We start from the raw sequence: 17623 nt of genomic DNA on the forward strand, positions 1-17623 counted from the left end.
TCCTTTCTGACTATGACATGGAAGGGATCAGCCCGATGATGGTTTCGATAATAACGGTTAAAATGGGAACGGCCATGACTAAAATGAGGATTTTTCCCGCCAGTTCAATTTTCGAGGCAATCGCCCCCTGCCCGGCATCTTTTGTCAGCTGCGCGCCAAACTCCGCGATATAAGCAATTCCGATGATTTTTAAAATCGTTTCGACATACATCATATTGATATTTGCATTGGCGGCTATTTTTTCAATCATACGGATGATTTCGTAGACCTGGTCCACTAGAAATAAAAAGATCGTGCAGCCTGCAAAAACGACAATCAGAAAAGCAAATGTCGGTTTCTGCTCTTTAACAATCAAGCTGAGGAAGGTTGCAATCATTCCTAATCCTACGATTTGAACGATTTCAATGAGTGAGCCCCCCTATCCTTGAAATAGAAAGACAGCTTTTATCTTTTGGAACAGATCATCGACGACAGTAGCCACCATGAATAAAATATAAATAAATCCTAAAAGCGTGACCCATTGGGCATATTCTTTCTTCCCCATTTGATCCAGTATGGTGTGGAGAAATGCGACGACGATTCCGACGCCGGCTATCTGAAAAATAATATTTACGTCTACTCCCATTTCATGTATGCTCCCCTCTTCATTACATCAATAGAAGAATCAGCAGCAGTCCCGATAAAAACCCAAGACTTTTGACCATTTTTTCATTTTTTGCCTGGGCGAGATTTGCTTCAGTTTCTTCCGTTTCTAAATGGGTTAACGCCAGTTTGATATGCTTTTGCTGAGAAATCAGATCATGACGGCCAAGGGTTTCTCCAAATTGCCTTAAAATATCAAATTCTTTTTTCTTAAGAGACGTTTCAGGCCATACGGTCTGCAAACTCTCCTCCCAGGCTGCTCCGGCTGAAGCGCTGCCTTCTTCCAGTTTTTCTGAAAATGTTTCAAACAAGGAGGAAACGGGTTTCGACAGCTGTTCTGCGATATGTTTTGAAGCCATGCGGAGCGGTGTGTGTCCGTACATGATTTCAGCTTCCAATGACTGTAAAGCGGCAAGAAGCTGACGGATTTGCTTCGGCCTTTCACTGAAAGGTTTGGCCATTTCAAACCCCGTCCATGTGGCAGCGGCCAAAATCAGCACGGCCCCCAAAAGCTTCAGCATGATAAAACCCTCTGATTCGTTTTGAGCGGCTCTCCGTCTCCGTTGTAGATGCGGCTTAAGCTGCCGGGTCCGTTCTTTCTAGAAAGCTCTACGATCCGCTGAAAAACACCGTATTCCCTGAGCAGTTTCAGCGAAGGCCGCTTTGCGATATCTGAATATGTGAATCCGTGGGCGGAGACGATGACCGAAACACCCGCATGCACCGCTTCTAAAAGCGCTTCGGCGTCTTCCATTCTGCCAATCTCATCTGCAATCACCACCTCCGGACTCATCGACCGGATCATCATCATCAGACCTTCCGCCTTTGGGCAGGCGTCAAGAATATCTACGCGGTCACCAAACCGATATTGGGGAATGCCGTTTACACACCCGCCAATCTCAGATCTTTCATCAATGATCGCGACTTTTTTGGCGGGGATGCTGCCGCTTCCCGTACTGATCAGTCTTGCAAGATCCCTGAGCAAGGTTGTTTTACCGGTTTGAGGCGGGCCGATGATCAGCGTATTCAGCCAGACGCTTTGAAATAAATGCGGCACATACGGCTTTGATATGCCGATTTTTTCTTTTGCAATGCGAATATTGAATGATGAAATTTCCCTGATTCCTTTTACAGCCCCATTTTCTACGACAACCCGCCCGGCAAGACCTACGCGGTGTCCGCCTCTGATGGTGACATATCCTTTTCTCAATTCCTCTTCAAGCGTATACATACTGTAATTGCCCAGCCTGTTCAAGAGCAGCGCTGCATCTTCAGATGTTGCCGCATAATTCAAAAAAAGCGGACTGCCTTTCTTGACCAGTTCGAGCGGACGACTTGTCCTAATCCGAATTTCTTCTATCTGATCAACTTCATGTTCTTTAATTCCGCTAAGCGCACGTTTAATCGTATCAGGGAGAATCTCTGTGATGTGATGCAAAAACACTCCCTCCTCTTTTTAGCTTGTCTTCTATAAAAATGTATGATCAAAGGAAGACTTTATGACAAGTCGGACTCTCTCAGCCTGCTTTCTTTATTTGTAGATGCCCGCAATAATGAAAACAACTCCCATAAAAATCAATATCAGCTTTGCATATGAAAGCTGCCCTGCAATTTGATATATTCCGATTGTCATCGTAATAATAAAGATCAGCGGTCCGACCATTGCAAGAACGCTGTTCACCGCCACGGCTTTACGGACGTCGTTCGTCATGAGCATCACAACAGCCGCCGTCAGCTCGATCAGGGAAGACACCACTCTTAAAGCCGCCATTGACAATACCGTCGGATTGACTTGTCCAAAGAAAAACTTCATCATCTTAAACCTCCAGTAACACTTCGGGCTTTTTTTACAATCTATGCTCTCTCTTTAAAAAGTAGTCTTCTGATTTTTCTATTGGGAGCTCTTATACAAGATTCAGGCAGCAGAAAAAGAGCCGGCTTTATAAAAGCCGGCTCTTGTCTCTCTAATATGATTTATGCTCTTGATACGTAAGATCCGTCAGAAGTATTGACAACGAGCTTATCCCCTTCGTTAACGAAGAAAGGCACGTTGACAACCAGACCTGTTTCAGTTTTTGCTGGTTTTGTTCCGCCAGACGCTGTGTCGCCTTTAATGCCAGGTTCTGTTTCCACAACCTTCAGCTCGACTGTATTCGGAAGTTCGATTCCGAGTGTCTCCGTCTGATACATCACGATGTGAACGGACATGTTTTCAAGCAAGAATTTGAGCTCGTGTTCGATTTGCGACGCATTCAGCTCAAGCTGTTCGTAGCTGGTTGTATCCATAAAAACGTGCTGATCGCCGTTTGCATACAAATACTGCATCGTTTTTGTTTCGATTTGGGCGCGCGCCACTTTTTCCCCTGCACGGAATGTTTTTTCCTGAATCGCGCCTGTGCGGAGATTTCTCAGTTTTGAACGGACAAAGGCAGCACCTTTTCCAGGCTTGACGTGCTGGAAGTCAACAACGCGCCAGATGCCACCATCTACTTCAATTGTTAAACCTGTGCGAAAATCGTTTACTGAAATCATGATTATCCTCCTATTGCTCCAATCAACGGATTATAAAATAATTAAATCTTTTGCGGAATGGGTAAGGGACTCGTTCCCTCCGTCAGTGAGCACGATATCATCCTCTATTCTGACTCCACCTGTGCCCGGTATGTAGATTCCCGGTTCAACCGTTACGACCATGCCTTTTTCAAGAGGCTGATCTGAACGTGCTGAAAGCGCCGGACTTTCATGTACTTCCATACCGAGGCCGTGGCCTGTTGAATGGCCGAAATAATCGCCGTAGCCCTTTGAAGAAATATAGTCCCTTGTATAAGCGTCAGCCTGTTTTCCGGTGATTCCCGGCTTGATATTCCGCATGCCGATAGCCTGCGCTTCAAATACGGTTTGATAAATGCTTTTCAGTTCGTCGCTCGGCTCGCCTACCGCGATCGTACGCGTAATGTCCGAGCAGTATCCTTTATAATAGGCCCCAAAATCCAACGTCACAAGGTCGCCCTTCTCGACGGCTTTATCGCTTGCCACGCCGTGAGGCAGACTTGAGCGCAATCCTGAAGCAACGATCATATCGAATGAAGAATGATCCGCCCCCTGGCTTCGCATGTAAAATTCAAGCTCATTGGCGATTGCAATTTCTGCGATGCCGGGCTTGATAAACGTCAGAATATGGCTGAATGCATCATCTGCAATCTTTGCAGCTTCCTTTAATATCTTAATCTCTTCACTTGACTTAATCAAGCGCAACTTTTCCACCGATTGAGAAACCGGAACAAGCTCGGCCGCACCAAGCCTGTCTTTGTAGGAAGCATATGTCCCGTATGTCATCTTTTCCTGCTCAAATCCGATTTTATTTAGTCCCATTTCTTTGATCACATCAGCGGTTTTTTGCACGATTCCGCCGGAATGCTGAACGATTTCAAAGCCGCTGGCTTGTTTTTTCGCCTGCTCCATATAACGGAAATCCGTAATAAAGACCGCTTTGTCTTCAGAAATGACCGCAAGACCTGAAGAGCCGGTGAACCCTGTTATGTACCGCAAATTGATGCTGCTCGTAACCAAAAGCCCTTCGATTCCAAGACCGCTGAAAAGCTCTCTCAATTTATTAAGTTTCATTGTCTTAAGTCCCCCCTATTTGTTATTGTTCAAAAAATAACAGACGGCAAGCTTGTAGCCTTCAAAACCAAGTCCGGCGATCTGGCCTCTCGCGACAGGAGCAATGACTGACTGATGGCGAAACGCTTCTCTTGCCTGAGGATTTGAAAGATGAACTTCGACCACCGGTATGCTGATGGCAGCCACTGCATCGCGGATGGCATAGCTGTAATGCGAAAAAGCACCCGGGTTTAAAACAACGCCATCGTATTGCTCCTCTGCTTCATGAAGCGCATCAATGATATCTCCTTCATGATTCGATTGAAAAAAAGTCAGCTCAGCTTGAACGCCTTCAGCAAATTGAAAAAGCTTTTTTTCCAAATCGGTTAATGTGTCTTTCCCGTAAACTTCAGGTTCGCGCTTTCCCAATCGGTTTAAATTCGGACCGTTCAATATTAAAATATGCGGCAACTCTTTTCCTCCTTTTTTAATTCAAGAACTTCACGCCAAAAAAAATGTCCACTTACAGTGAACATTTTATCATATTGCTTTACTTATCAACACTATTCTCTTGATTCTCCAAGCGCCCGCGAAAGCTTTTCAGAATTCAATTCATTGTATTCAAATGAAATCGAATAGCCGACAAACAAACCGTACAGCAAGTAGATGCAAAGTGTCGTCACCACCGTTTCCCTCTTTAATTCAGGCACAGTCTGAACATCTGGAAACATCGGATTAAACAGATAGAACACAATGACCCACAAAACAGCTCCGAATACCACACCGCCCCATATGCCTTTTACTTGTTTCAGGCAGCCGAAGTAAATCAATGCCGCCCCGATGGAAATAACCCCGATCAAAAGAATGCTGATTACCGTTCCAAGAAATCCGTTTTTCCACTCACCGAGTACAAAAGGCTGGAGAATCATGTTCGGATTGACTTCTGAAAACTTAAAAAGATAGGCGAGCTCAGCTAAAGCGCTCCAGAGAACGCCGCCGACAAAACCCGTCGTGATCACCCGTCCTGTGAAGGACATAGGGGTTTCCCGCTTATTTTGCTCCAATTTTTCCGGCTGTTTCTGATTGTCTTCATTGCTCATACTGCTCTCGTTCACCTCCATCTCCAGTATGTCCAAAAACAGCGGCCCCAACATCATTTTGCCAAGTTTTTTAAACCGGCGTGTAAAAATAACGAAAAAGGGTATACTTTAATTAGATTTGACATTCGCAGGGGTTCGAAATTCTTAAATTTTTAGGCTCGTCAATCTAGAGGTTTCAGCGTTTTTCCTGTACAATAGGTGTAAGGAAATGGTTAATTTAATCATAGATTGATACAGATAGGTTGATGCATATGTCAAATCAAAATAAACGGCCCGCTTACGGAGGGCAGGCTGTCGTCGAAGGGGTTATGTTTGGCGGCAGACGCCATTATGTAACCGCGATCCGCAGGAAAGACCGGAGCATTGAATTTTTCAGGCTGCGCCGCAAAACAAACCCGACACTTGAAAAATTGAAGAAAATCCCTTTTCTCAGAGGGATCATCGCAATTGTTGAGGCCAGCGCAAACGGCACCCAGCATTTGAACTTTTCAAGTGAACGATATGACCGCGACCCCTCTTTAGATGATCAATTGCAAGAAGAGAAGCAGTCAAAACTAACGATGATCTTCGGCCTTGCCGCAGTCGGTGTGCTTTCATTCCTTTTCAGCAAATTTATCTTTACACTTGTTCCCGTTTTTCTAGCGGAGCTCACCCGGCCGGTCTTCCAGTCTGACGTCGCACAGATTATGATCGAGAGCTTTTTTAAGCTGATCCTTCTCTTAGGCTATATTTACGCGATATCGTGCACTCCTTTTATTAAAAGGGTTTTTCAATATCACGGAGCCGAACACAAGGTCATAAACTGTTACGAACAAAATTTGCCGATTACGGTTGAAAATGTTCAGCGCCAGTCAAGGCTTCATTACAGATGCGGAAGCAGCTTCATTTTATTTACCGTGATCGTGGGCATGTTTGTTTACTTGCTTGTTCCTGCTGACCCTCTCTGGGTCCGTATTTTGAATAGAATCGCGCTGATACCGGTTGTTCTCGGCATTTCCTTTGAAGTGCTGCAGCTGACAAACAAAGTGAGAAACATACCAGTGCTTAAGGTCTTGGGCTATCCGGGCCTCTGGCTGCAGCTTTTGACGACAAAAGAGCCGTCTGACGACCAGGTGGAAGTGGCAATCGAAAGCTTTAACGAACTTCTTCATATGGAGACCAAAGCAGAGGACGAACAGAAGGAACCTTCTAATATCGTAATTTAAATTCTAACGAATTGGTTAATTTTTTGGGAGGTGGACAGTTATGAAGCAACGCGTACATCCTGTCTCAGCTTTAATTATTGCGCTTGGTATTTTTGGGTTTGTCTATTTCGCTATCACAAGTCCGGGCCGGCTGCTGCAATACCTGCTTGTATTTGCCGCGGTCGGCGCGATCATTTACTTTGTGATCAAACGCATTTCCAATCGCGATATGGGGAGTGAAGGAGCCGCTTTTAAGAAAGCAGCCAAACAATCCAACAGGCGTTTTCAGGATCATAAAAAGCGCTCCGTAAAAGGCCGGGTCAATCATCTTAGAAGTGTGCCGTCTATCAATAAATCCAAGCCCGTTTCGGTTAAGAAAAAAAGCCAGACTCAGCTGACGGTGATTGAAGGCAAAAAAAGCAAAAAGAAAAACAGGGCTTTCTTTTAATACGTCCACTGTTTCAAAAATAATTCTGTTCGTTTTTTTCCTAGCTCAATCAGAGCTAGTTTTTTTTCTGCCGAAATCGCAAATTCTGTCGACAGCACTTCTTCAACCGGCAAAAAAATAATGTTCCGTTCATGTTTAGTTGCGATATGTCTGGCATCATGGGCTTCCTTCATCGTCTCAAAAAGCGCTCCGAACAGCTCAAACGCATTACCGATCGTTTTCTTCGGTCTTTCTTTTTCATTGGGCATTAATGTAACACCTAAAACCGGCCGTTTTTTTTCGGCGGTAAACAGCCAGATCGGAAAATTGCTCAGCACCCCGCCGTCAACCACTGTGCAGATGCCGGCGGAAGATTTCAGTTTAACCGGTTCAAAAAAGTAAGGGATGCTGCAGCTCATCCGCACCGCCCTGGCGACGGAAAAACGCTCGGGGTTCAAGCCGTATCTGTTTAAATCATCAGGCAGAACAAGCATTTTGCCATTCGTTAAATCTGAAGCGATCAGCTTCAGTTTTCCTTTGTCAAAATCGCCGAACACCGAAATGCCCTTTGCTTTTAATTTTTCGGAAATCCAGTTTTCTAATTTATCTCCCTTATAAAGGCCAAGCCGCCAATAAATTGAAGCCCATTGCAGCATTTTTAAAGGCAAAAATGAAAACCTCGGATCGAGGAGCTCACGTTCATTTAATTCCTCCATCATACGGCTGATCTCCGCGCTCGTATATCCGGCTGCGATAAGTGATGCAATGATCGAACCGGCGCTTGTTCCGGCCAGTCTCTTAAAACGGAAGCCTCGTTTTTCAAGCGTTTCATATGCCCCTACAAGTGCAATGCCTTTCATTCCGCCGCCTGAGAAAACCCCGTCTATGTACATGTCGTTCTCCCCCCTTAAAAGATGGCCCTAACACCATTTTAAGAAGGGAACGGTTAAAAAAGACCATGAGACAATAAGCCGGCAAAATGAAAAAAGCCGCCGGTGATCCGGTCAGCTTTTTCTATTGATTGTCCTGTTCATTTCTTTTTTGAACGTTTCTCAAGTCGTCGATTCTTTTGCGGTCATCTTCAAAATATTGCACAAGATCTCCGACACGGTCAATGCTGTTCCAGCTTAAATGATGTTCAATTCCTTCGACATCATCATAAATTTTCTCTTCGTCAACACCAATGATTCGTAAAAACTGCTCCAATAATTCATGTCTGTATACTAAACGTTTGCCTATTTTTTTCCCTTTAGGCGTCAGCACGAGGCCGCGATACTTTTCATAAATCAAATATTCGTCTTTATCGAGTTTTTGAACCATTTTTGTAACCGAGGAGGGATGGACGGCTAAAGCTTCTGCAATATCTGAGACTCTGGCATATCCTTTTTCTTCTATCAGCATATAAATTTGTTCTATGTAATCTTCCATACTCGGTGTTGTCATCAAATCCCTCCAAATCACACCTATTCAAATCATAACAAGTTTACACTATGTGCATGTAAAAAACAAGCAATCGGATAACGTTTTCAGCCGGTATTATCTTTTAAAATTCCATTCATCTGTCGCATATTTGGTCCGGGACAGATCCTCGACAAACTCCATTTCTTCCTTCGTAAGCTCATAAGGCTGCAGATCGATGTTCAGGCCTTTTTCGAACCCTTTTTTAAATGCTGCGCTCGCTTCTTCAATTGTCACTTTTTTAGCTGTCAGCTCATTTATGGCAACCGCTTTTTGTTTAAAACTCCGCTGCATGCGCTCCCTGAGGCGGTCGTTTTTGTAGATAAACAGATCAAACAGCTTGTCCTCATCCAGATCAAGCAGAATCGATCCATGCTGCAGAATAACCCCTTTTTGTCTCGTCTGAGCGCTTCCGGCGACCTTTCTGCCTTCGACAACGAGCTCATACCAGGACGGCGCATCAAAGCAGACGGATGACCTTGGGCTTTTGAGGCTCTGCTTTTCTTTTTCCGTTCTCGGAATTGCGAAATATGCATCAAGCCCCAGTTCTCTGAACCCTTTAAGGATGCCTTCAGAAATAACTCTGTATGCTTCTGTCACCGTCTGCGGCATTTCCGGATGTTCTTCAGATACAATCACACTATAGGTGAGCTCTTGATCATGGAGAACGCCTCTTCCGCCGGTCGGCCTTCTGACAAAGCCCAAACCGTGTTTTTTGACAGCCTCAAGATCGATCTCCTTTTCAATATTTTGAAAATAGCCGACCGAAAGCGTTGGCGGGTTCCATCCGTAAAAGCGGATCGTCGGCGGAATTTTTTTTTGGCTGTGCCAATAAAGCAGCGCCTCATCAAGAGCCATATTAAAAGCGGGAGCCTGCCGTCCCGAGTCAATAAAACGCCATGTTTCTTTTTCCATAACCTACCCTCTTTTTCTTTGATATAAAATAAGTCTACCATTCCCTCTTAAAATTGAAAATAAATTCGGGCTAATCAGATGACAGATTTCCTAGCCTTTACTATAATAGTATGTGTCTTAACATATCGATAAAAAGTTCCCGCATTCAGGCGGGATGAGTCAAAAAGGAGTCGGATCAGATTGTCTACCAGCAGCATTATCGTTCTCATCATTTGCGCCGCGCTGATCATTTACGCGGTGGTTTCATACATCTACCAGCAGCGCATTATGAAAACCTTGTCAGAAGAAGAATTCCGGGCCGGCTATCGCAAAGCACAGCTCATTGATGTGCGTGAACCGAACGAATTTGAAGGCGGCCATATTTTAGGTGCGAGAAACATTCCGCTTTCACAGCTTAAGCAAAGAAAAATCGAAGTCCGTCCTGACAAACCTGTTTATCTTTACTGCCAAAACAATGTCAGAAGCGGACGAGCCGCACAGACACTGCGCAAACACGGCTGTCAGGAGATTTACAACCTGAAAGGCGGCTTTAAAAAATGGGGCGGAAAAATTAAAACGAAGAAATAATGGAAGGCTGTCTCGATCTGAGACAGCTTTTTTATAACCAAAAATAAGCCGGCGAATGAGTTTCGCCGGCTTTGTTCATTATTTTTTCAAGTCTTCAATTGAATTGACATCTTTCATATATGTCGGAACGACAAGGCCAATTTTTACGCCTGTCATACTTGTACCGACATCTTCAAATTTGCCATCGTATTTTTCGGCATATGTTTTATGCGTTTGCGGAAGCCATGCAGCGAGTGAAGCATCGACACTTCCATCTGCAATTCCGGTCCACATCGGGCCTGCTTCAACTTGGCTGAGCGTGACCTTGTAGCCCAGATCTTCAAGAATTTTGCCTACTACATGTGTGCTGGCAATTTCACTGTCCCACGCGACATAGCCAAGCTTAATTTCTTCGCCGTCTGCTTTATCGACGCCTTTTGTCCATTTTTCAACGAGATCTTGATGTTTTTTCACGAAATCAGCTGCAGCTTCTTCCGGTTTTTTGCCTTCCTGAACGGCAAGCATGACTTCACCCATATCATCTTCTGTCCAGCTGAACTGGCTCAGCAGTTTGTTTGCGCCTGGATGATCATCTTTAAACCCTTTGCGCGTGATGGTGTGAATTTCTTCAGCATCACCGTATGAACCTTTAGGATCTTTCAAGTATTTCAAATCGTATTTTGAGAACATCCAATGCGGCGTCCATCCCGTAATGATAATCGGTTCTTTTTTGTCGTACGCTTTTTTCAAAGCAGCGGTCATCGCTGAGCTTGACCCAGATGTTACTGTCCATTTGCTGAGATCATAGTCCTTCACCGCTTGATCCGTCGCAGTCATGATGCCTGCCCCCGGGTCAATGCCTGTAATTTTATAATCGACCTGATCACCTACTGAAGCATTTTCATCATTGCTGCTGCCGCAAGCAGCCAGACCTAATGTCAGTGCGGCTGCGGCGCCAATTCCTGCTATCTTTTTCCACATTACGCATTCCCCCTGCTTTTTTTCATTCTTATATTTTGTGTAACCCGGTCCAGTACGATTGCGATAATGACAATCGCAAGCCCGGTTTCTACACCAGTACCTGTTTTCAGCTGTGTGACAGCGCGATAGACTTCTTCTCCGAGTCCCGGAGCGCCCACCATAGATGCGATAACAACCATTGACAAAGCAAGCATGATGCTTTGGTTGATACCCGCCAAAATGGTTTTTGTTGCGAGCGGCAGCTGAACTTTAAAGAGCCGCTGACTTGTCGTAGAACCAAAGGCTTCTGTTGCTTCAATCAGATCCTCAGGCACTTGCTGAATACCTAAGATCGTCATCCGGATGGTTGGAGGCATCGCAAATATAACGGAAGCCACAACACCCGGAACAACTCCGATATTGAAGAAGAAAATAGCTGGAAGTAAATAAACGAATGCCGGCATCGTCTGCATTAAGTCAAGGATAGGCGTAACGATTCTCTGGACTGTTTTCTTTTGAGAACCCCAGATGCCGACCGGAATTCCGATAATGACTGAAATCAGAACGGAAGTGACGACAAGTGCCAATGTCTGCAGCATTGCGTCCCAATAACCCAAATAATCGATAATAAAAAATCCGATCAATGTAAAGAGTGCAATTCCCTTTTTGCTGATCAGCCAAGCGAGAGCCGCAAATATAACGGTCAATAACACCGGCGGAATAAAGCCTAAGCCTTGGACAATCACATCAACAAAAGCTTCCACCCCTTTTGCAATTCCGTCAAATACGCCTCCGAACGACATGGTCAGCCAATCCACAAACTGATCGATCCAATCGGCTAAAGGAATACGGGGAAGTGAGGAAAATGTAAACATGCTTTATCTCACCTCCTGCATAACGGCTTCAATTTCATCAGTTGATACATGATTTACGTTGATATATTGGTCACTGCCGGCAAGGGCTCCGATCAGAGCGCCTTTGACAATAATGCCTTTCATCCGCTCTTTTTCATCGACAACAGCGATTGGAATGCTGGCGTCAGAAACCATTTCAAAAATGTCAGTCAGTACAACATCCTGTTGTACCGTCTTCATTTCTTTTGAAATCACCGTCTCAAGAACCTGGCCTTTTTCAGCCGCTTTCTTGGCGGTCTCCGCATCAATTGTGCCAAGAAGCCTATTGTGTTTATCGACAGCGTAAATGGATGAGATCCCCAGATTTTTCATCAGCGTCAATGCAACGCGCGGACCTTTATCAACACGCACGGTTTCCGCACGCTTCATAATGTGTCCGGCCGTCAGCACTTTAGATAAATCAACATCTTCAACGAATTTTTCAACATATTCGTTTGATGGATTCATCAGGATTTCTTCCGGCGTGCCGATTTGCACGATGTTTCCGTCTTTCATCAGCGCGATGCGGTCGCCGATTCGCAATGCTTCATCCAGATCGTGAGTGATGAAAATAATCGTTTTTCCCACCGATTCATGCAGATCCAAGAGTTCATCCTGCATATCCTTACGAATCAGCGGATCAAGAGCGCTGAACGCTTCGTCCATCAGCAGAATATCGGGATCATTCGTCAAGGCACGGGCCAGCCCGACACGCTGCTGCATCCCGCCACTCAGCTGATCAGGATATTGCTGCTCATATCCTTCAAGGCCGACGAGCTTTAAGGATTCAAGCGCTTTTTGCTGGCGTTTGCTTTTGTCTACTCCCTGCAGCTCCAATCCATACTCGGTATTTTCAAGAATTGTTCTATGCGGAAAGAGAGCGAACTTTTGAAAGACCATACTGATTTTTTTTCGTCTCACTTCACGAAGCTGGTCTTTGGACATATTTGTTATCATGTCACCATCTATATATACATTTCCGGCAGTCGGTTCAATCAGCCGGTTCAACATCCGAACCAAAGTTGATTTACCGCTCCCTGATAGACCCATGATGACAAATATCTCGCCGTCGTATACGCTGAAGTCTGCTTGATTCACCCCAACGGTTGCTCCGGTTTCTTTCAGAATTTCTTTTTTGGTTTTACCGCTGGCAAGCAACTGTGTGGCTTTTTTTGTCTGCTTTCCAAAAACCTTGGATACTTTTTCGACTTTTATCTTAATTGATTTATCGTCTGGACTCATATTTCTCCTCCCGTATTAAGCAATCTAATATACCGTAACATTTATGTAACATATGAGACAAACGGCATATTCGCTTTAATTTTGTATCATACCTTCATATAATCGATTATCCCTCTGCAACCTTGCAAATGCTTCTAAATGCTCTGCAATCCTCTTTTATTAAGGTAAATTAAACCATTACATCATGAGAAAACACTGAAACTATCATGTTTTCGAAGATAATTATTATTTTTAATTTAAATTTTATGAATTTAACTGCTTGATAAAGGTAAAATCCTTCTCACCCGCTAAAGAATCCGCTTACACCGAATGGATTCTTTCATTATAAAAAATGAAAAAAACCGGCGAATCAAATTCGCCGGCTTTCATTCAGCCTATTCAAATCGAAGCACGGGCTGGCGGGCCGCTTTCGTTTCATCCATTCGTTTGACCACGGTTGTGTGCGGTGCTTCCTGAACGATTTCAGGGTTTTCCTCCGCTTCTCGGGCAATCTGGATCATTGTTTCGATAAACGCATCGAGCGTTTCTTTTGATTCTGTTTCTGTCGGCTCGATCATGATGCATTCTTCAACATTAAGCGGGAAGTATATCGTCGGCGGATGGAAGCCGAAATCCAACAGACGCTTGGCGATATCCAGCGTTCTGACTCCAAGCTTTTTCTGGCGCCTTCCCGACAGTACAAACTCATGCTTGCAATGGCGGTCAAACGGCAGATCGTAATAAGGCGCCAGTTTTCTCATCATATAATTCGCATTTAATACGGCGTTTTCTGTGACCTCTTTCAGCCCGTCCGGCCCCATTGAGCGAATATACGTATAGGCTCTTACATTAATGCCGAAATTTCCGTAGTACGGCTTGACCCTGCCGATTGATTGAGGGCGGTCATTGTCAAATGTATAGCGGCCGTCTTTTTTCACTAGAACAGGCTTCGGCAGATACGGAATCAGCTCTTTTTTGACACCGACGGGCCCTGAGCCTGGTCCTCCGCCTCCGTGAGGGCCTGTGAAGGTTTTGTGGAGGTTTAAATGCACGACGTCAAATCCCATGTCGCCCGGTCGCGCTTTGCTGAGTACGGCGTTCAGGTTCGCTCCGTCATAATACAGCTTTCCTCCGGCTTGGTGGACGATTTCAGCCATTTCCAAAATATTTTCCTCAAAAAGGCCGAGGGTGTTTGGATTGGTCAGCATCAAAGCTGCTGTCTCTTTATCTACGACCCGCTTTAAATCCTCAAGATCAACAAGCCCGTCAGCATTTGATTTGACTGTAACCGTTTCAAAACCGGCAACCGTTGCCGACGCAGGATTTGTGCCGTGTGCAGAGTCTGGAACGATGACCTTTGTCCTTTTATGATCGCCGTTTGCTTCATGAAAAGCTCGGATCATCATCAGACCGGTCCACTCTCCATGCGCCCCAGCAGCCGGCTGAAGTGTGACTTCATCCATTCCTGTAATCTCTTCCAGATGCTTGCTCAAGTCATACAGCAGCTCTAGTGCCCCTTGCACAGTCCGTTCATCCTGAAGCGGATGAATCGAAGAAAAACCGGGAATCCTCGCGATTTTTTCATTCAGCTTCGGGTTGTATTTCATCGTGCAGGAACCGAGCGGATAAAAGCCAGAATCGACGCCGTGATTGCGCCTTGATAAAGCGGTATAGTGACGCATGATATCGAGCTCAGACACTTCGGGGAGCTCAGCCGGCTCATCTCTGATATACGCTTCAGCAATGAGGTCTGATACATCTGTTTCAGGGACGTCCAGCTCAGGCAGGCTGTAGCCGACCCGGCCATCTTTCGACACTTCAAAAATAAGCGATTGATCCTGATTATTCATGGCGATCCCCCAATTCATTCATGAGTGTATCAATTTCTTCTTTTGTTCTGAGCTCTGTGACAGCGATCAGCATATGCTGGTTTAAATCAAGGTATGAAGCGCCGAGGTCGTAGCCGCCGATGATCTCTTTTTCAAGCAGGCGTTCGTTAACTTCTGAAACAGGCTCATTCAGCCTGACAACAAACTCGTTGAACATCGGTCCTTCAAAGGCGACTGCAAGGCCCGCCCGTTTAGCGGCTTCTTTTGCATAAGCCGCTTTTTGCATGTTCTGCCAAGCGATCTCTCTGACGCCCTTTTTGCCGAGCGCCGTCATGGCTACAGAAGCGGCAAGCGCATTGAGCGCCTGATTGGAGCAAATATTTGATGTCGCTTTATCGCGCCTGATATGCTGTTCCCTCGCCTGCAGTGTTAAAACAAAGCCTCTTTTGCCATTTTCATCTTCAGTCTGCCCGATCAGACGCCCCGGGACCTTTCTCATCAGTTTTTTCGTGACGGCAAAAAACCCGCAGTGCGGCCCACCGAAAGCGGCCGGTATCCCAAATGGCTGGGCATCTCCGACGACGATGTCCGCACCGAATGCCCCAGGCGGTGTTAAGAGGCCGAGAGCCAACGGATTGGCGGAAACAATGAACATGGATTTTCCTTTATGGGCGATCGGCTCAATCTCTTTCAGCGGTTCAATCTGTCCGAAAAAGTTAGGGTATTGGACGATCACTGCAGCGGTTTCCTCACAGACTGCCTCATCGAGGGCCGTAAGATCTGCTGTTCCGTTTTTGGAAGGGACTTCAATCACATCGATGTACTGCCCTTTTGCATATGTTTTTAACACTTCGCGCGATTCCGGGTGAACGGTTTCGGACACGACGATTTTTTTCTTTTTCGTATGCCCTGAAGCAAGCATCGCGGCTTCCGCTAATGCCGTTCCTCCGTCATACATCGATGAGTTGCTGATATCCATTCCCGTCAGCTCGCAAATCATCGTTTGAAATTCAAAAATCGCCTGAAGCTCTCCTTGAGAAATTTCCGGCTGATACGGTGTATAGGCCGTATAAAATTCAGACCGCGAAATCACGTGATCGACGATAACGGGCTGATAATGATCATAAACGCCCGCCCCCAAAAATGAGGCGTATGCCCCCGTGTCCTTATTTTTTGCCGCAAGCTTTACGAGCTCTTTGGTGAGCTCCGTCTCGGACTTTGCCTTTTTGATCTGATATTCGCCTTTAAATCTGACGCTTTCCGGGATATCAGAGAATAAATCGTCAATCTTGCCGACTCCAATCGCCTCAAGCATTTCTTTTTTATCCTGATCTGTCGCTGGCAGGTAGCGATGCTTCATCTTCAGTCTCCTTTCATGATCATGGCAAACTTACGGCTGCCGTTTATAAAATGGGGTTTTCACAATTTTTGCTTTGAGCCGCTTTTTTCTGACTTCCACTTCGACGACGGTGCCGATGTCAGCGGCTTCTTTTTTCAGCAGTGCAAGGCCGACATTTTTTTTCAAAGTCGGCGACTGTGTTCCAGTTGTTACCTCACCGGCTTTTTCACCCTGATAAAAAACGGTGTATCCGTATCTCGGAATCCCTTTATCAAGCATTTCAAGGCCGACCAGTTTTCTGTCTGCTCCATGCTCTTTTTGGCTTGCCAAAACGGACTTGCCGAAGAAATCAGACTCTTTTTTTATTTTTACGGCAAATCCGATGCCCGCTTCAATCGGCGTAATCTCCTTTGTAAGCTCCTGCCCGTATAACGGCAGCTTTGCTTCAAACCGGAGGGTGTCCCTTGCCCCGAGGCCGCACGGCACCAAGCCGTCGTCCCTGCCTGTTTTCAGGAGAAGCTTCCAAATGCAGGCCGCATCTTCATTCCTGCAATACATTTCAAAGCCGTCCTCTCCTGTGTACCCCGTTCTGGACACAAGCGCCCGAACACTGCCGACCGCTGCTTCATCCCTGAAGGTAAACGGCTTTAGCGCGGCAAGATCAATGTCTGTCACATGTTTTAAAATCTGTGCGGCTTTCGGTCCTTGAAGCGCGAGCAATGAGATCTCGTCAGACAAGTTTTTGACCGAAACATCGCCCTCGGCATGCCGGTTCAGCCAATCGATATCCTTGTCGATATTGGCTGCGTTGATAACCAGCAGATAGCGGCTGTGCCCTCTTTTATAAACCAAAAGATCATCAATCGTCCCGCCGTTTTCATAACACATTGCCGTATACTGTGCACCGCCTTCCGCCAAGGCGGAAACATCATTGGTCAAAAGTTTCTGCAAAAACGGAAGGCTGTCGCTTCCAGAAACCTCGACTTCCCCCATATGCGAAACGTCAAACAGTCCAGCATTCGTCCTAACCGCTTCATGCTCTTCTTTAATCGATGAAAACTGAACAGGCAGCTCCCAGCCGCCAAAATCAATCGTCTTCCCGCCATATTCTTTATAAAGATCAAATAAAGGCGTTCGTTTAAGCATTCTGCTTCCCCCTTTGTTTTTCAAACTAGAAACAAGTTTGCCAATCATCAGAAAACGCGAAAGATTCCGTCACCATTTTTTAAAAAGTTTGTCGCTTTGACAGCACGAAAAAGGACAGAGAACCCCCTTTGACAATTCGAAGGTTCTCTGTCCTGGCACCTGAAAGTTTACTTTGCGTAAAAGCAAAGATGTCCCCTTTGGCGGTTTGTTAAACATGATTATGATACAAACTCTCTCCAGAGTTGCGTCAAGCAAGAGTTCTTTTGCCTGAGAGATTCACTATTTCTCTAGTTTGCTCCTTCGGCGCCGTGGTAAGGTCTCCCCTATCGGTCTCTCCCCTTGCTGTCATTCGCTCATATT

Annotated in this window: 21 protein-coding genes and 1 riboswitch; of the genes, 3 read left to right on the forward strand and 18 right to left on the reverse strand. The window is 45.5% G+C overall.

The window, feature by feature from the left end; genetic code table 11:
• Positions 1-10 precede the first annotated feature (10 nt).
• The 9 genes from spoIIIAD to BTA30_RS13515 form a co-directional block, all read right to left on the reverse strand.
• Positions 11-406, reverse strand: coding sequence for a stage III sporulation protein AD (spoIIIAD, locus tag BTA30_RS13475; protein ID WP_254926369.1), 396 nt, complete (start codon positions 404-406; stop codon positions 11-13).
• Positions 407-418: 12 nt separating this feature from the next.
• Positions 419-625 (reverse strand): stage III sporulation protein AC, encoded by a 207-nt coding sequence (gene spoIIIAC, locus BTA30_RS13480; RefSeq protein ID WP_003183409.1) that lies wholly within the window; start codon positions 623-625, stop codon positions 419-421.
• A gap of 22 nt (positions 626-647) precedes the next feature.
• Entirely contained in the window at positions 648-1163 is a 516-nt protein-coding gene (gene spoIIIAB / locus BTA30_RS13485) for a stage III sporulation protein SpoIIIAB (protein WP_076761823.1), read from the reverse strand.
• A complete protein-coding gene (gene spoIIIAA / locus BTA30_RS13490) occupies positions 1157-2080 on the reverse strand; it encodes a stage III sporulation protein AA (RefSeq protein WP_076761824.1) in 924 nt (307 codons plus the stop codon). The genes spoIIIAB and spoIIIAA overlap by 7 nt, the downstream gene beginning before the upstream one ends.
• 93 nt (positions 2081-2173) lie before the next feature.
• Complete coding sequence (locus tag BTA30_RS13495) at positions 2174-2455, reverse strand: YqhV family protein (RefSeq protein ID WP_076761959.1); 282 nt, start codon at positions 2453-2455, stop codon at positions 2174-2176.
• Positions 2456-2616: 161 nt separating this feature from the next.
• On the reverse strand, positions 2617-3174 hold the full coding sequence (gene efp / locus BTA30_RS13500) for an elongation factor P (RefSeq protein WP_076761825.1): 558 nt from the start codon (positions 3172-3174) through the stop codon (positions 2617-2619).
• Positions 3175-3204: 30 nt separating this feature from the next.
• Positions 3205-4266, reverse strand: a complete 1062-nt coding sequence (locus tag BTA30_RS13505) for a M24 family metallopeptidase (protein ID WP_076761826.1) — start codon at positions 4264-4266, stop codon at positions 3205-3207.
• A gap of 15 nt (positions 4267-4281) precedes the next feature.
• A complete protein-coding gene (aroQ, locus tag BTA30_RS13510; RefSeq protein ID WP_076761827.1) occupies positions 4282-4716 on the reverse strand; it encodes a type II 3-dehydroquinate dehydratase in 435 nt (144 codons plus the stop codon).
• 92 nt (positions 4717-4808) lie between these two features.
• Complete coding sequence (locus BTA30_RS13515; protein WP_076761828.1) at positions 4809-5345, reverse strand: YqhR family membrane protein; 537 nt, start codon at positions 5343-5345, stop codon at positions 4809-4811.
• Between the two features lie 251 nt (positions 5346-5596).
• Here BTA30_RS13515 and BTA30_RS13520 point away from each other — a divergent pair, with 251 nt between their 5' ends.
• Both BTA30_RS13520 and BTA30_RS13525 read left to right on the forward strand, forming a co-directional pair.
• Entirely contained in the window at positions 5597-6550 is a 954-nt protein-coding gene (locus tag BTA30_RS13520) for a DUF1385 domain-containing protein (protein WP_076761829.1), read from the forward strand.
• Between the two features lie 40 nt (positions 6551-6590).
• Positions 6591-6977, forward strand: coding sequence for an SA1362 family protein (locus BTA30_RS13525; protein ID WP_076761830.1), 387 nt, complete (start codon positions 6591-6593; stop codon positions 6975-6977).
• On the opposite strand, the gene BTA30_RS13530 is transcribed toward BTA30_RS13525, so the two are convergent.
• The 3 genes from BTA30_RS13530 to BTA30_RS13540 form a co-directional block, all read right to left on the reverse strand.
• Positions 6974-7849: a patatin-like phospholipase family protein gene (locus BTA30_RS13530; RefSeq protein ID WP_076761831.1), complete on the reverse strand. Its 876-nt coding sequence runs from the start codon at positions 7847-7849 to the stop codon at positions 6974-6976. The two genes, BTA30_RS13525 and BTA30_RS13530, sit on opposite strands and share 4 nt — an antisense overlap.
• 121 nt (positions 7850-7970) lie before the next feature.
• Positions 7971-8399: a transcriptional regulator MntR gene (mntR, locus tag BTA30_RS13535; RefSeq protein ID WP_076761832.1), complete on the reverse strand. Its 429-nt coding sequence runs from the start codon at positions 8397-8399 to the stop codon at positions 7971-7973.
• Positions 8400-8492: 93 nt separating this feature from the next.
• Positions 8493-9329 carry a lipoate--protein ligase family protein gene (locus BTA30_RS13540; RefSeq protein WP_076761833.1) on the reverse strand — a complete coding sequence of 279 codons (837 nt, stop codon included), beginning with the start codon at positions 9327-9329 and terminating at the stop codon, positions 8493-8495.
• 180 nt (positions 9330-9509) lie between these two features.
• Between BTA30_RS13540 and BTA30_RS13545 the strand changes: the two genes are divergently transcribed.
• A complete protein-coding gene (locus BTA30_RS13545) occupies positions 9510-9896 on the forward strand; it encodes a rhodanese-like domain-containing protein (protein ID WP_076761834.1) in 387 nt (128 codons plus the stop codon).
• A gap of 78 nt (positions 9897-9974) precedes the next feature.
• Here the strand turns inward: BTA30_RS13545 and BTA30_RS13550 are convergent, their stop codons facing one another.
• From BTA30_RS13550 to gcvT, 6 genes are all read right to left on the reverse strand, one after another.
• Positions 9975-10856: a glycine betaine ABC transporter substrate-binding protein gene (locus BTA30_RS13550; RefSeq protein ID WP_076761835.1), complete on the reverse strand. Its 882-nt coding sequence runs from the start codon at positions 10854-10856 to the stop codon at positions 9975-9977.
• Entirely contained in the window at positions 10856-11710 is an 855-nt protein-coding gene (gene opuAB / locus BTA30_RS13555) for a glycine/proline betaine ABC transporter permease subunit OpuAB (RefSeq protein ID WP_076761836.1), read from the reverse strand. Before opuAB ends, BTA30_RS13550 begins: the two co-directional genes overlap by 1 nt.
• 3 nt (positions 11711-11713) lie before the next feature.
• Positions 11714-12970 carry a glycine/proline betaine ABC transporter ATP-binding protein OpuAA gene (gene opuAA, locus BTA30_RS13560; protein ID WP_076761837.1) on the reverse strand — a complete coding sequence of 419 codons (1257 nt, stop codon included), beginning with the start codon at positions 12968-12970 and terminating at the stop codon, positions 11714-11716.
• A 374-nt stretch (positions 12971-13344) separates the two neighbouring features.
• Positions 13345-14799 (reverse strand): aminomethyl-transferring glycine dehydrogenase subunit GcvPB, encoded by a 1455-nt coding sequence (gene gcvPB, locus BTA30_RS13565; protein ID WP_076761838.1) that lies wholly within the window; start codon positions 14797-14799, stop codon positions 13345-13347.
• The gene (gcvPA, locus tag BTA30_RS13570) at positions 14792-16138 is read right to left on the reverse strand and encodes an aminomethyl-transferring glycine dehydrogenase subunit GcvPA (RefSeq protein WP_076761839.1); all 1347 of its coding nucleotides are present in this window, start codon (positions 16136-16138) and stop codon (positions 14792-14794) included. The genes gcvPB and gcvPA overlap by 8 nt, the downstream gene beginning before the upstream one ends.
• Before the next feature lie 30 nt (positions 16139-16168).
• A complete protein-coding gene (gene gcvT / locus BTA30_RS13575; protein ID WP_076761840.1) occupies positions 16169-17263 on the reverse strand; it encodes a glycine cleavage system aminomethyltransferase GcvT in 1095 nt (364 codons plus the stop codon).
• Positions 17264-17508: 245 nt separating this feature from the next.
• Positions 17509-17612, reverse strand: a riboswitch (glycine riboswitch).
• Between the last annotated feature and the right edge of the window lie 11 nt (positions 17613-17623).

It is taken from the genome of Bacillus swezeyi (assembly GCF_001969815.1).
GTDB lineage: Bacteria > Bacillota > Bacilli > Bacillales > Bacillaceae > Bacillus > Bacillus swezeyi.